Raw genomic sequence first — 13230 nt, 5'->3', positions numbered from 1 at the left:
ATTCTTTGCTTAATTTGAAAATAAACTTTTTAATAAAACTCTTCCTCAAAAAATAAAATATAGAATTTCTTGTAATTATTTCAATAAGTGATTGCAAATATTTTTTAATTAATTATAATAATTCAACCTTTGGTGTTTATCTTATGAGACTGTTAACAAAATAATTTTAAAGCGCATTAAATTCTTTGTTAACTGCAAATTATAAGATTTTTTTGAAATAGGGATATATTTATTACTGTAAAAATCTTATTAATTTTTGTTTAAAAATCTCTTTAATTATCAATTAAAGTTATTTTGTTAACAGCCTTATATAGGATGATCAAAAGGTTTAAAGCGGTTTTACGCTTTAATTATTAAGAATAGATTTCTTGTTGCAGTTATAGGCAAGGTTAATCTATAATGTATATATTCGTTTAATTTAAAAATTAGTAATAACAATTTCTAGCTTTTGGTCGGTTAAACTATGCTAACTAAAATTAGTAAGGTTTTAGAAAAATTACTATTCTTATTTTAAAAAAAAATCGGGTAGCGCGAAGCTCGCCACAAACTTAATTTTTCCTATTAATATCAACTAAAGCTGGGTTTTATTAATATTTACTAAAAATAGCAAATTAATTAGAAATATTAATAGAACTTAATCAAGTTTATTGCTTTAATTGGTGTTTAGTTATTCGTAAGTATAACTATTAACTGAATTAGTATAAATTAAAGAGGTAGTTTTGCTTCAAAGGGTTATTAAACATTTAAGTCATAATTTATCTAAACATGATATTGCTGCTCAAATAACAGGTAGGATCAAACATCCAATATCAATTTTATATAAATTATATCGTAAGGGTATAAAGTTAGAAGAATTAACAGATATTTTTGTGATAAGCATAGTGGTAATAGATGAAGAGAAATGTTATAAAGCTTTAAAAGTAGTTCATGATCTTTATGAGTATGAAAAGGATAAATTTAAAAATTATATTCTTAATCCTAAACCAAACGGCTATCAATCTTTGCATACTATTATCATAACTGAGGATAATGATAAAATAGAGATACAAATACGTGATCATAAGATGCATTATCATGCAGAGAGCGGTGAAGCTGAAATAGTTTTTAGCTGATATACACTTCTTTTTTTCTAAAGTATATGCCTACTCCTTTAGGAAGAAGTTTGAAATAATGAATATCTAAGATGAAAGACGGCTTCTATCTTGGATACAAATTTAATTTATTTTTTTATTTTGTATTATTTTGAAGTTGAAAAAAGAAATTGCGTAAACCGACTTTTTGAAATATTTCTTTTGCTATGCGTAAGAAGCTTGCTATAGTTTCTTTTACTGTTTCTAAAGCCTTGTCCGTAGATTTAGCATTTATAGTTTATAAATTATGTAGGCGATCAAATACTTTAATAAGTGCGATATCATATCTTTGTGCTTGGATTAGTAAATTTAACATTTCACCGGAGCTAATTTTGCCGTACGGCTTAATTCTGGTTAAACGTCCTACGCTATCGACAATATTCTTATCAAAAATTTTGCTAATATCAGTATATGTAAGTATTGTATCCTCTATAGTATCATGAAGCAGGGCAATATTTATCATATATGATTTGTAAAGTTTAGGCGCTTCAAGAGCTGTAAAATCTGCAAGTATGATTGCAGCTTCTATAGGATGAGAATAATCAGGCTCCCCTGATTGACACATTTGAGCAGTATGATATTTATGAGTATAATAAAGACCTTTTTCAATTTCTGTTATATATAGTTGAGTCTACTATAATATTTAAATATTTAATTCGATCAATTAATTCTTTACTATAATCACAAACCTCAAATTTTTTTCTGCTAAATATCAATATCTTCCATAAACCTACTAATTATTTAAACTTCTTTTAAAAGAAAGAAAAGCATTTTTTATTTATTCTCAAATATTTTTTCACTTTAGTGGTTTATAACTTCTTGTAATGTATTAAAAATTTAGTAAGCATTGTTAATTATAAAGATAGATTATTATTTAATCTATTTTTATATATATTGCAATACAATTTAAATTAAAGGTAAATTATGACTGAAAAACTAGTTGATCACAAAATAGCTCCTAATAAAGCAGAGTACGATAAGAAATTTTCGCATGTCTTAGGTATTACCCCATATCATGGGGCAGTAACCTTACCGAAGACAATGGCTTGAGTTTACAAAGAATTAAAGCTGTTAAAGGATAGCTCATAGAAAAATGAGATGGAAGGAGGAAAAAATCCTTTCCTGGTGATGTTGACTTTCCTGATGATACTCTAAGTGCACCAACAATTAAAGAAGGGACATCTTCTTAGTGGTGGAAAAGAAGATGAGAGAGATTCTGTTAATTATACTAATGCAGAAATGTGACAATTTTCATCTGACAAAACATTTGATTGGAGAGATGGAAGCAAGTGCCATCATGTTCATAAAGTAAAAGCCGGTGACAAGTTTGATATACATTGGGGTTATACCATGGCACATAAAACACGTGGTTATACATATGCGATCACTGATCATCCTACTGACTTTTCTCAAAGACTAACTTTTAATGAGCTTAAGACATTTTTTGAAAATATAAGCCAAGAAAAACCATTTTGGAGCCATCCATTACCTGTGTCTACGGATCACTCAATAATTCTTCTGGGAAGAGAAGCAGGATTTCGCGTGTTTTTAGAAAGATGGATAGTCACTGATACCGGCATGGCGTTTCATCAATCATAGGTTCTTGAATATGAAGCAAGTTTAGGCGTTGAAGGGCCTGGACATGGACACCATCATCACGATGCTTAATTAAGCTTTAAAGCAACTTAGTAGCGAGTGGTTATGCGCTAAGTGACTCAAAGCTTTGTTGTGCGGATACCCAAGTCGTCATTGCGAGGAAAAATTGAAAATTTTGACAAAGCAATCTCAGACCAAAATCTTGAGATTGCCACGCTCCTTTCAGTTGCTAGCAATGATGGTTTAGTATCCACGCAACAAAGCTTAAATTCTTGCATTACTATCTACTCAAAGCTTTTAGGCCTTCCTTTAAGCCGTCTTTTATAAATGAAATTTTAGCTTGTTTGCCGTCTGCGGTAATTAGTTCTATATAATTATCGTTTGATAAAATCATGTCTAGATCGTCTTTTGTAATAATAGCTAAAGCCTGACAGCCGTTTACTGTACAATTTACGTATTTCCCGGCTGCTATTCGTTTGTCACCGCTATTAATAACTGTACCTGCCGGAATTTGAACATTTGACGGGACTATTTCTATTATTTTTAATTCTTGTTCTCCATTGAAATAACCTATGTGATAGATGGCTAATATTTCCTTTTCTTTATCTGTCTCTAGATTATTAATTTGTTGTGATAAGAAGCAAAGTTGTTTTTCCTCATTATTAAGAGTACAATTTAAAGTCCAAGCTCCGTACTTTTTTGGTGCTGTTGATGCGTTGACGTTTCTTATGCTATACAAAACAAAAGTGCCGGTTATTATAAATAATCCACTAAAAACAAAAGCAATTTTTTTTATACAATCTTTCATATAATTTTTAACCTTTTTAAAATATTTTCTTTTCCTAAAATTTCTGCAATCTCAAATACGCTAGGTGATGCAGTCATACCTGTTATTAAAGCTCTTACCGGTTTCATAATGTCATTCAGCTTTAAGTCGTTTGCTGCTGCTATTTCTTTAAATTTATTCTGTACGGATTCCTTATCAAACTGCTCAAGTTCGCTTAAGTTTTCTATAATTTGTTTGATTAAATTCTTATCACAATTTTCTATAATTTCTTTTGAATCTTGGTTGTAGATGATAGGCGAATCTACTAGATAAATTTGAGCAAGGCGTGTTAGTTCTAGTAATGTTTCACTTCTAACTAACAAGCTTGGCATTGCTTGTTTGATATAGCCTATTTCCTGCTCACTAACCTTAAACTTCTTTGGCAACTCTACTGTTAGGGGGGATTTGTACGTCAATCCGGTACTCGCATCCTCACGTATGTCTATATACGCTGCGGTGCTGCGTTCCGTGTTCCCTTCCAATTTCTTCCTATAAGCGAGCTTCCGAAGAAGTTTATTATAATTTTGTTCCAATATCTCTACAGTCTTTGAAGTTAAGCTATCATTGTCAAGCATTCTTAAGTAATGAGCGTTAAGACTATTCATCTTAGCAAAATCAAGCTTAGAAGGTGATTTACCAAGTGAATCAAGATTAAACCAGTCTATAGCCTGAGTCATTGAGATAATTTCATCATCGCCATGACTCCATCCAAGACGCAGTAAATAATTACATAAACTTTCCGGTAAATATCCCATATCCTTATAAGCTTCAACGCCTAATGCTCCATGCCTTTTGGATAATTTTGCTCCGTCTGCTCCATGAATTAACGGTATATGGGTCATGCTCGGTACTGCATATCCGAAAGCCTGATAAATAGCGAGTTGCCTTGCTGCATTGGTTAAATGATCGTCACCTCTAATAATATGAGTTATACCCATATCATGATCGTCTACTACAACGGCTAGCATGTAAGTAGCAGTGCCGTCTGCTCTTAATAGTACCATATCGTCTATATGAGAGTTTTCAATTACTACCTCACCTTGTAAGGTGTCATGAATTGTTATGCTACCCTCTCTTGGAGTTTTTAGACGTATTACCGGCTTAATATCAGTAGGATAGATAGATGGATCTTTGTCACGCCACTCGCTATTAAAAATAAAATGCTGTTTATTTTCTAAAGCTTGTTGTCGCTGTCTTTCTATTTCTTCTTGGCTAGTAAAACAATAATATGCTTTACCGTTTTGCAGTAATTTTAGTGCAGCTTCTTTGTAAAGATTATTACGTTTAGACTGGAATATAACCTCACCGTTCCAATCAAGCCCTAGCCATTTTAGACCTGAGAATATAGCTTCTACCGCTTCTTTAGTTGACCTTTCTTTATCAGTGTCTTCAATGCGCAGCAAGAACTTACCGTTATGATGCCTTGCGAACAAATAATTAAAAAGGGCGGTTCTTGCCGAACCTATATGTAAAAACCCCGTCGGTGACGGAGCAAATCGAGTAATTACGTTATTAGTCATTTATTATCTTTTTTAAATATATACTAAGAACTGTGTCATACTGTGGTTTGACCACGGTATCCAGAAAACAACTAAACATACTAATAATATTAGTATGTTTAATGGGATCCTGCAATCAAGTCGGCTTTGTTGTATGGATCAGTTTTTGCGTCATTGCGAGGAAATTGCATAGCAATTGACGAAGCAATCCAGTAAAAAATGCTAAAGTTAGCATTTTTTTATTATTTTTCTGGATTGCCACACTCCTTACTTACAGTCGCTCGTAATGACGATTCGGTATTCATGCAACAAGGCTGATCAAGTTAGCTAGGATAACACATACTCTTTCTCCCCAAACACATAAAATAATTTACATCTATATCATCGCTTAATTTCCACTCATTTTTAGCCAGATCATATACCAAGCCTTTCAGCTCTTTAATTTCAATTTCGGTATCCGTAAGCATTTCGTAAATTTCCAACGGTTTTAGGAATTTGCTATAATCATGAGTGTTTTTTGGTACCCAACCTAAAATATATTCGGCAACTATTATTCCAAGTATATAAGCTTTTTTAGTACGGTTAATCGTAGAAATTATTGCCATACCGTTTGGCTTAATATGCTTCACCAAATTTAGTATAAATTGCTGTACGTTTTCTACATGTTCAATAACCTCAAGACAAATTACCACATCATATAGCTGGTCACTTTCTAATTCTTCTATAGTAGATTTTAAATAATTTATCTTTACGCCGTTTCCCTTAGCATAAGCAGTTGCCGTTTCAATATTACTTTGCAGTGCATCAATGGCTGTAACGTTAAAACCTTGAGCCGCTAAAGGCGTTGCAATTAACCCCCCACCACAACCGACGTCTAATATTTCTAATTTAGAAATATCGTTAGACATCTTCTCAAACTCTACTTCTAGAGGTAATTTGTGCGTCAGTCCGTTGCTCGTCGCATCCTCCCGTACTTCTATGTACGCTGCGGTGCTGTGCTGCATGTTTCCTACAAATTCCTCTCTATAAGCAAGTTTGGAAAGGTGTCTATTGTAATGCGTAGTTATTTTCTCTATTATATATTCAAGGCGAATAGGGTTTATTCGGTGTAAGATACCGAATTCTCCGTCCTTATTCCACCAATTATGAGAAATTTTCTCAAATTTTTCTAATTCTTTTTTATCGATTGAAGACATAGTCTATGATTCTTTCCAATGTCATCCCGTGGCTTGACCACGGGCTCCATAAGTACAGCCTAAGAACTTTAGTAGATCCCGTGGTCACGCCACGGGATAACAAGAGGCCATACAACAAACATATATAATATACTCAGATGACTTTAATAATACTAGCATTAATTTTAATTAGCTGTATATTTGCCCCGCTTGGCTGCATTGCCTTATGGAAGAGATATATTTATTTCGGGGACGGGCTTGCTCATAGTAGTTTTTTAGTAGCTAGCATAAGTATTATAGCACATGTTCCATTAATATATGCAGGCATAATAGTTGCAATGCTGTTTTCGTTTTTTGTTTTTATTTTTAAAAATAATGCTGAAAAAAACGCAGTGATTAATTTGATTTCTAGCTTTATGCTAGCTGTTGCTTTAGTTATTAATTATTTTACTTCTTTACAGAATAATATAGTGAATTTGTTGTTTGGGGATATTTTATCCGTATCTTTTAATGATTTGATGATACTTGCAATAGTGCTAATAACTATTATAGGCTTTATAGTATATTTTTATAATCAAATTCTTCTTATCATTATCAATAGAGATATTGCCATCATAAAAGGTTTAAAAGTTAATATTATTGAGCTAATATTTTTACTTCTTCTCTCATTATCGGTATTTTCTGCTATAAAGATTGTCGGAGTACTTATGGTAACTGCTATTTTACTTATTCCTGCAATGATTGCACGGTTTATAGCATATAGCCCCTCCCAGATGATTATAATATCAATTCTTATATCTTTATTTATTAATTTTTGTGCCGCATTTAGCTCTTTCTACTTTGATTTACCTTTAACTCCATTGTTTATTATATTAGGTACGTTTATTTATGGTTTGTTGTATTTAAAGCGATTATTATGAACAAAAATGAATTTACTGAATATGTCAAAGAATTGTTAGAACCATATGGTTTAGTAGCCGTTCGTGCAATGTTTGGTGGATATGGTATATATAAGGGTGGTGTTATGATAGGAATTATTAAGAGCAATGAATTATATTTTAAGTCAGACCTAAGCACTTATGAATATTTTCAATCTTTCGGTTCTGAGTCATTTGTATATCAAAGTAAAGGTAAACTTGTAACTTTATCATATTGGAAGGTGTGACTGACCTGAAATTATGGAGGATCAAGAGTTATTAGGTAAGTGGTGTAAATTAGTTTTGAATGCTACTATTAATAGTCAAAAGAAAAAATAAATGTCGCCCCGTGGCTTGACCAGCGTTGTTGTGTATGGCGTTTTTTCCCATCATTGTGAGAAGACGCCATAGGCGTCGATGAAGAAATCTCAGGCAAGATCCCTGAGATTGCCACGCTCCTTGCAGTCGCTTGCAATGACGTTAGAATCTATCCACGTTTTTCATAATCTCAAGATAATCAATTTTGCCGCTTGTAAGTAGAGGTATTTCTGTATCGGTAATAATTACTTCCGGTAAATGTAGTAAAGAAATTTGAGCTTTAGATACAGCATCTGCAAAGTTCTCTCTATTTATATCAGAACTGGTAGTAAGTAAAATAATCTTTTCTCCGTGCGTTTTATCGGGAATAGAAATAGCAGAGTGCAAGGAATCAGGATCAATTTCGCTTGCAAGTTCTTCAATTTTTGTAAGAGATATCATTTCCCTTGCTATTTTAGCAAAGCGTTTTAAACGTCCTAAAATTGTTATATATCCTTCAGAATCGATTTTGACTATATCACCTGTGTCGTACCATTCTTTATAAGTACGGTGACCTTCTAAGTTCAAGTAACCAAGCATGATGTTAGGACCCTTAATGAATAAACGTCCCCCTTCATTTATTCCCTCTACTTTCTCAAGCTTATAATCGATTTGCGGTAATAATCTTCCTACTGTGCCTGCTTTATTATGCATAGGGGTATTGCAAGCTATAATAGGTGAGGCTTCTGTAATCCCATATCCTTCAAAAATACGTATGCCGTACTTATTAAGCCAAAATTGTCTTGTAGATTCTTTTAATTTCTCACTACTGGCAAATATATAGCGTAATGAGTAAAAATCATATGGGTGAGCGTAATTAGCATAACCATTTAAAAAAGTATCGGTAGAAATTAATATAGTTGCTCCAATATCGTATATAACTTCAGGAATGCTACGATAATTTAGTGGAGAAGGATATAGAAACAGTTTAATACCGTTTAAAGTTGTAATAATTGCACCACTAAGACCAAAACAATGAAATAGCGGTAGCGCATTAAATACTATATCTTCAGGGTTAAAAGGTACTTTAGCAGTTATTTGATATCTATTAGTTTGTAAATTTCTGTGAGATAATAATACGGCTTTAGGTTCACCTTCAGTACCCGAAGTAAAAATTATCACTGCCGGTTTTTCGTCATCACGATTACGACAAAAATAATTGTAATAAGTTTGGGCACAATAACTTCCTATTTTTGCTTTTAGTTTTAGAGCTGTACCAATCTGATTTTTAAAATCTTCTAAATATATTATTTTAATACCGAAATCTAATAAGTTAGTTATTAATTCATGTAAATTTGCTTTCTCAATAAATTGTTTTGAAGTGTAAACTACTTTAATTTGTGCAAGTTTACAGGAGTTAATAATAGTACTTATGCCGCTGCTCCAGTTAATTATAGCAGGGACATAACCGCTAGATTGCATAGCGTAAAAAGTAATTAACATATTCGTGGTATTAGGCAACATTAAGCCTAAATTTCTGCCAAAGATATTATTCTTTTTGATTAAATCACCTAGGATAAAAGATTTTAATATTAAATCTCGATAAGTAACCACATTATTTTCAAAATCATCAACTATTTTTTTCTTAAATCCATGAATTTTAGCAGCTTCTATAAGAGATGAGAATACAGTATTTTTATAGTCTGAACTCTCAAACATCATGTCAGCCATGATATCATAAAGAGTCCTAGATATATAACTGCGTCGTTCTTGATTGCTTATAGCATCCATATTAGCGAATTTTACCGGCGGTAAAACGGTTATAGTAATTTTAGGAAATATTTTTCTTTTTAATATGTTTTTTAATTTTGATAAATGAGTAAATTGAGTACCATCTATTCTAACCGGTAAAATGGTAGCACCGGCTTTATCGGCAATCATTCCCGGTCCTTCGTATATTTTCATTAAAGAGCCGGTAACGCTTATTCTACCTTCAGGGAAAATTGCTACTTTCTGATCCTTTTGTACTTCTTTTACTAAAGTCTTTATTGCCATTGGGTTACTTGGATCAACCGGCAAAGTTCTTGCCATACGTAAAAACGGTTTAATCCACCATATTTTTTGTATATCGGGACTAATTGCAAAAGTCATTTCTGCTCGTAAGTAAGTAGCAATTAGCGGCGGATCTAGATATGAAATATGGTTAGCGACCACTACTACTTTTTTACCTGCTTTTTGAAAATTTTCAAATCCTTTAACTTCAACCTTATACATAAGATCAAAACAGATTTGGAATATTCTTCGCAATAGCTTAAACGGAATAATTTTAACTTCAGGTATTAAACGGTAAATATGTATAGTAACGATTATATTAGCTAGGCTAATAAATAATATAATCCAGGGTATAGTGAGATTTAGGTAAAATAATAAAGATAGAATTATTGTTGATCCCACCATGAAAATGGAATTGATAAGATTGTTAACGGCAATAATTCGACTACGATGAGCAGGGTTTGCGTAATGCTGTAATATCGCAAAAAGAGGAACGATATATAATCCGCCTATTGCCGCTAAGAACAATAAATCTATAACTATTCGCCAATTATGTCTTTTCGATAAAAATACTAAAATACTTTTTAGCTGAGTAGGTTCGTAGTTAACTGAGCTAATTCTACTTGCAAAGAACAAATCAATACCGCAAATACTAATGCCTAGGGCTGAAATAAATAGATATTTAACGGTAATCTCATCTTCAAATATTTTGCTACATAAAAACGAACCACCCCCAACACCAAGCGAGAAAACCGCTAAAAATAAATTAGCAACATTCTCATCAGCTTTAAAAGTTATCTTAGCAAGTGAAGGTATTTGAGAAATTATAGCAGCTCCGATAAACCAAAACCATGAAATACCAAGTATAGCTAAATATATCTGTTTTTTCGCTTTGGCATATTTAATCATATTTATGCTTTCATCTATAATATTAAAATTTATTTTAATATTACGATTTGCATTTTTAGATTTTGGGGAAAAAAGGCTTGTAATAAAGCCAAGAAAAGCGATGGTAATTAAGGAATAAATTATAAAATTATTGCTGATTGTATAATAGCTGCCGATTATAGTACCGATAAAAATACCGATAAAAGTTCCGGCTTCAACAAAGCCATTAGCTCCAAGTAGTTCATCTTTATTTAGGTTATCAGGTAATACGCTATATTTGATTGGACCGAAAAAAGTAGAATGTATACCCATTAAGCAAATAGAACAAAACAGGATTAGCAGATTATTGTGATGAAATCCGTAAATTGCAAAGGCAATTATACCGATTTCACAAATCTTAATAATTTTAATCAGATTTGCACGCTCATATTTATCGGCAATTTGTCCTGCTATGCTTGCGAATATTATAAAAGGTAATACAAAAATAGCATTAGCAATTAAAACAAGTAGATTATTATATTTACTTAAAGCTCCTGAAATACCATAAGTTATAAGGATTACCAGAGCATTTTTTAATATATTATCATTAAGACAACCGCATAACTGCACTATAAAATTCGGTAAAAATCGTCTATCTTTGAAAAGATATAATTTGTTTGTATCCATGATATAAAATATTTTAAATGCCAATTTGTTAGGTGACTCTTATGTCATTCCCGTGAAAACAGGAATCCAGTAATTAAAAATATAAGTACAGTAAGTTTTTAAAACTAAAAACTCGATTTATCTCGCTTTACCCTGGATTCCCGCCTTATGCGGGAATGACATAAGCGAGCTATGCAACAAAACCTAAATTCCCCAAATATTAGCAATTTATATTAATATGTCAAATGTGGTGCTTATTTACTTTCTGTTTCTAAGCGTCTTGATTTTATTAATTCATCTACAAGAGAAATTTTTTCGTCTGTAGAATCAGTGTAAGTTTTTACTATTGTTTGTAATGCAGATAAAGCTTGGCTTGTAGTATCTTTCGTTTTAACTTTCTTTCTTCTTTGTAAATTCTTTTTTAAGGCAGTTGATAAATTATCAAATTTAGCCGGTGATTTGGCTTTTTTCGGTGCTTCTTTGATATCTTTGGTAGATGACATAAATAATTATCTTTTCACAGTAGCATTATTATATTATATTATGGATATTTTAGAAAATAAAACTATAAATAATCTATGAATCAAAGTAATATAATCTCTCCTGAGTTACTGGATGAGAGAAGAAGTATTGCAAGGCAAGGGGGCGGTGAAGCTAGGATCAATGCACAACATCAAAAAGGTAAGTTAACTGCACGAGAACGCATAGAAGTATTATTAGATCCGAATAGCTTTACCGAAACAGGTATGTTTGTATCCCATAGATGCGATAATTTTGGGATGCAGGATAAAAAGTTTTTAGGTGACGGCGTTGTAACGGGACATGGTACGATAAACGGTAGGTTGGTATTTATTTATAGCCAAGATTTTACCGTACTCGGTGGTTCTCTCGGCGAATATCATGCTAAGAAAATCTGCGATATTATCGATCAAGCTATAGAAACCGGTGCTCCCGTAATCGGTATTAACGACTCAGGGGGAGCAAGAATTCAAGAAGGGGTTGATGCTCTGGCCGGATACGGTGAATTATTTCAGCGTAATGTTTTAGCGTCAGGTGTCATCCCTCAAATTACCCTAATTATGGGACCTTGTGCCGGTGGTGCGGTATATTCTCCTGCCTTAACCGATTTTATATTTATGGTTAAGAATAGTTCTTATATGTTCGTCACCGGTCCCGATGTAGTAAAAACCGTTACGGGTGAAGAAGTAAGCCAAGAAAAGCTCGGTGGCGCTAGGATGCATACCACTAAAAGCGGCGTTGCCGATCTTGCATTCAACAATGATATAGAAACATTGCTTGAAATTCGTAAATTCTTTAATTTCCTTCCGTCATCCAATCGTAGTCCTCTTCCTGTTCGTTCGACTGTTGATCCTGCCGATAGAGTTGATATGTCTCTTAGCACGTTAATACCTAACACTCCTAATAAGCCTTATGATATGAAAGAACTTGTTGAGCGTATCGTTGATGAGGGAGAATTTTTTGAATTACAACCTGATTTTGCTAAGAATATCATTATTGGCTTTGGTTATATGGAAGGTTATCCGGTAGGATTTGTGGCTAATCAGCCTTTGCATTTAGCAGGATGTTTAGATATAAACGCCTCAAGAAAAGCAGCAAGATTTATTAGATTTTGTGATGCTTTCAATATTCCTATAGTAAGCCTTGTTGATGTGCCTGGATTTCTGCCTGGTACATCCCAAGAGCATGACGGTATTATTAAACACGGGGCTAAGCTGTTATACGCTTATGCGGAAGCTACAGTGCCGAAGATTACTGTAATTACCCGTAAGGCTTATGGAGGCGCTTATATAGTTATGAACTCCAAGCATCTTAGAGGCGATATAAACTATGCTTGGTTTAATTCGGAAATTGCTGTTATGGGGGCAGAGGGAGCAGCCGAGATAATATTTAAGGAAGAATGTAAAAACCCTGAAGCTAAAAAACAAAAAATCGATGAATATAGGAAAGTAGTAACTTCGCCTTTTGTTGCGGCATCTAGGGGATATTTGGATGATATTATAAGACCGCAAAATACCAGATGGCGAATATGTAAGGCGTTAAATTTCCTGCGTACTAAAAAAGTAGAACTGCCTTGGAAGAAGCATGATAATTTGCCGCTTTAGCTGTCATCTCGTGGCTTGACCACGGGGTCTCAGAATACAGTCTGTGACGCAAGGCCCCGTGGTCAAGCCACGGGGTGACATT

Annotated in this window: 12 protein-coding genes and 2 pseudogenes; 7 read left to right on the top strand and 7 right to left on the bottom strand. The window is 33.1% G+C overall.

The features are described from left to right. Positions 1 to 719: 719 nt before the first annotated feature. Positions 720 to 1112, top strand: coding sequence for a RelA/SpoT-related domain-containing protein (locus ACPKKV_RS06400; RefSeq protein ID WP_392506757.1), 393 nt, complete (start codon positions 720 to 722; stop codon positions 1110 to 1112). A gap of 256 nt (positions 1113 to 1368) precedes the next feature. Here ACPKKV_RS06400 and ACPKKV_RS06395 read toward each other — a convergent pair whose 3' ends face one another. Next, entirely contained in the window at positions 1369 to 1695 is a 327-nt protein-coding gene (locus tag ACPKKV_RS06395; protein WP_392506756.1) for a hypothetical protein, read from the bottom strand. Between the two features lie 359 nt (positions 1696 to 2054). Between ACPKKV_RS06395 and ACPKKV_RS06390 the strand changes: the two genes are divergently transcribed. The 3 genes and pseudogenes from ACPKKV_RS06390 to ACPKKV_RS06380 all read left to right on the top strand — a co-directional run. Further along, positions 2055 to 2180 carry a hypothetical protein gene (locus tag ACPKKV_RS06390; RefSeq protein WP_392506755.1) on the top strand — a complete coding sequence of 42 codons (126 nt, stop codon included), beginning with the start codon at positions 2055 to 2057 and terminating at the stop codon, positions 2178 to 2180. 279 nt (positions 2181 to 2459) lie between these two features. Next, positions 2460 to 2729, top strand: a pseudogene (locus ACPKKV_RS06385) (lytic polysaccharide monooxygenase); the annotation flags it as partial. 124 nt (positions 2730 to 2853) lie between these two features. Beyond that, positions 2854 to 2970, top strand: a pseudogene (locus tag ACPKKV_RS06380) (zinc ABC transporter substrate-binding protein); the annotation flags it as partial. Between the two features lie 36 nt (positions 2971 to 3006). Here the strand turns inward: ACPKKV_RS06380 and ACPKKV_RS06375 are convergent. From ACPKKV_RS06375 to ubiG, 3 genes are all read right to left on the bottom strand, one after another. Continuing rightward, on the bottom strand, positions 3007 to 3534 hold the full coding sequence (locus tag ACPKKV_RS06375; protein WP_392506754.1) for an invasion associated locus B family protein: 528 nt from the start codon (positions 3532 to 3534) through the stop codon (positions 3007 to 3009). Continuing rightward, positions 3531 to 5072 carry a glutamate--tRNA ligase gene (gene gltX / locus ACPKKV_RS06370; protein WP_392506753.1) on the bottom strand — a complete coding sequence of 514 codons (1542 nt, stop codon included), beginning with the start codon at positions 5070 to 5072 and terminating at the stop codon, positions 3531 to 3533. Before gltX ends, ACPKKV_RS06375 begins: the two co-directional genes overlap by 4 nt. A 302-nt stretch (positions 5073 to 5374) precedes the next feature. Beyond that, positions 5375 to 6247 carry a bifunctional 2-polyprenyl-6-hydroxyphenol methylase/3-demethylubiquinol 3-O-methyltransferase UbiG gene (gene ubiG, locus ACPKKV_RS06365; RefSeq protein WP_392506752.1) on the bottom strand — a complete coding sequence of 291 codons (873 nt, stop codon included), beginning with the start codon at positions 6245 to 6247 and terminating at the stop codon, positions 5375 to 5377. A 137-nt stretch (positions 6248 to 6384) separates the two neighbouring features. Between ubiG and ACPKKV_RS06360 the strand changes: the two genes are divergently transcribed. Both ACPKKV_RS06360 and ACPKKV_RS06355 read left to right on the top strand, forming a co-directional pair. Then, a complete protein-coding gene (locus ACPKKV_RS06360; protein ID WP_392506751.1) occupies positions 6385 to 7146 on the top strand; it encodes a metal ABC transporter permease in 762 nt (253 codons plus the stop codon). Next, complete coding sequence (locus ACPKKV_RS06355; RefSeq protein ID WP_392506750.1) at positions 7143 to 7391, top strand: TfoX/Sxy family protein; 249 nt, start codon at positions 7143 to 7145, stop codon at positions 7389 to 7391. The genes ACPKKV_RS06360 and ACPKKV_RS06355 overlap by 4 nt, the downstream gene beginning before the upstream one ends. Before the next feature lie 68 nt (positions 7392 to 7459). Here ACPKKV_RS06355 and ACPKKV_RS06350 read toward each other — a convergent pair whose 3' ends face one another. The 3 genes from ACPKKV_RS06350 to ACPKKV_RS06340 form a co-directional block, all read right to left on the bottom strand. Then, on the bottom strand, positions 7460 to 7597 hold the full coding sequence (locus tag ACPKKV_RS06350) for a hypothetical protein (protein WP_424492216.1): 138 nt from the start codon (positions 7595 to 7597) through the stop codon (positions 7460 to 7462). Positions 7598 to 7623: 26 nt separating this feature from the next. Continuing rightward, positions 7624 to 11046, bottom strand: coding sequence for an acyl-[ACP]--phospholipid O-acyltransferase (locus ACPKKV_RS06345; protein ID WP_392506749.1), 3423 nt, complete (start codon positions 11044 to 11046; stop codon positions 7624 to 7626). A gap of 233 nt (positions 11047 to 11279) precedes the next feature. Then, the gene (locus ACPKKV_RS06340) at positions 11280 to 11528 is read right to left on the bottom strand and encodes a hypothetical protein (RefSeq protein ID WP_392506748.1); all 249 of its coding nucleotides are present in this window, start codon (positions 11526 to 11528) and stop codon (positions 11280 to 11282) included. Positions 11529 to 11603: 75 nt separating this feature from the next. Here ACPKKV_RS06340 and ACPKKV_RS06335 point away from each other — a divergent pair, with 75 nt between their 5' ends. Beyond that, positions 11604 to 13148 carry an acyl-CoA carboxylase subunit beta gene (locus tag ACPKKV_RS06335; RefSeq protein ID WP_392506747.1) on the top strand — a complete coding sequence of 515 codons (1545 nt, stop codon included), beginning with the start codon at positions 11604 to 11606 and terminating at the stop codon, positions 13146 to 13148. The last annotated feature ends 82 nt before the right edge of the window (positions 13149 to 13230 follow it).

The organism is Rickettsia finnyi (assembly GCF_049668125.1).
GTDB lineage: Bacteria > Pseudomonadota > Alphaproteobacteria > Rickettsiales > Rickettsiaceae > Rickettsia > Rickettsia kotlanii.
Note: the sequence above shows the minus strand (reverse complement) of the source record. Positions and strands in the feature narration are given on the sequence as shown.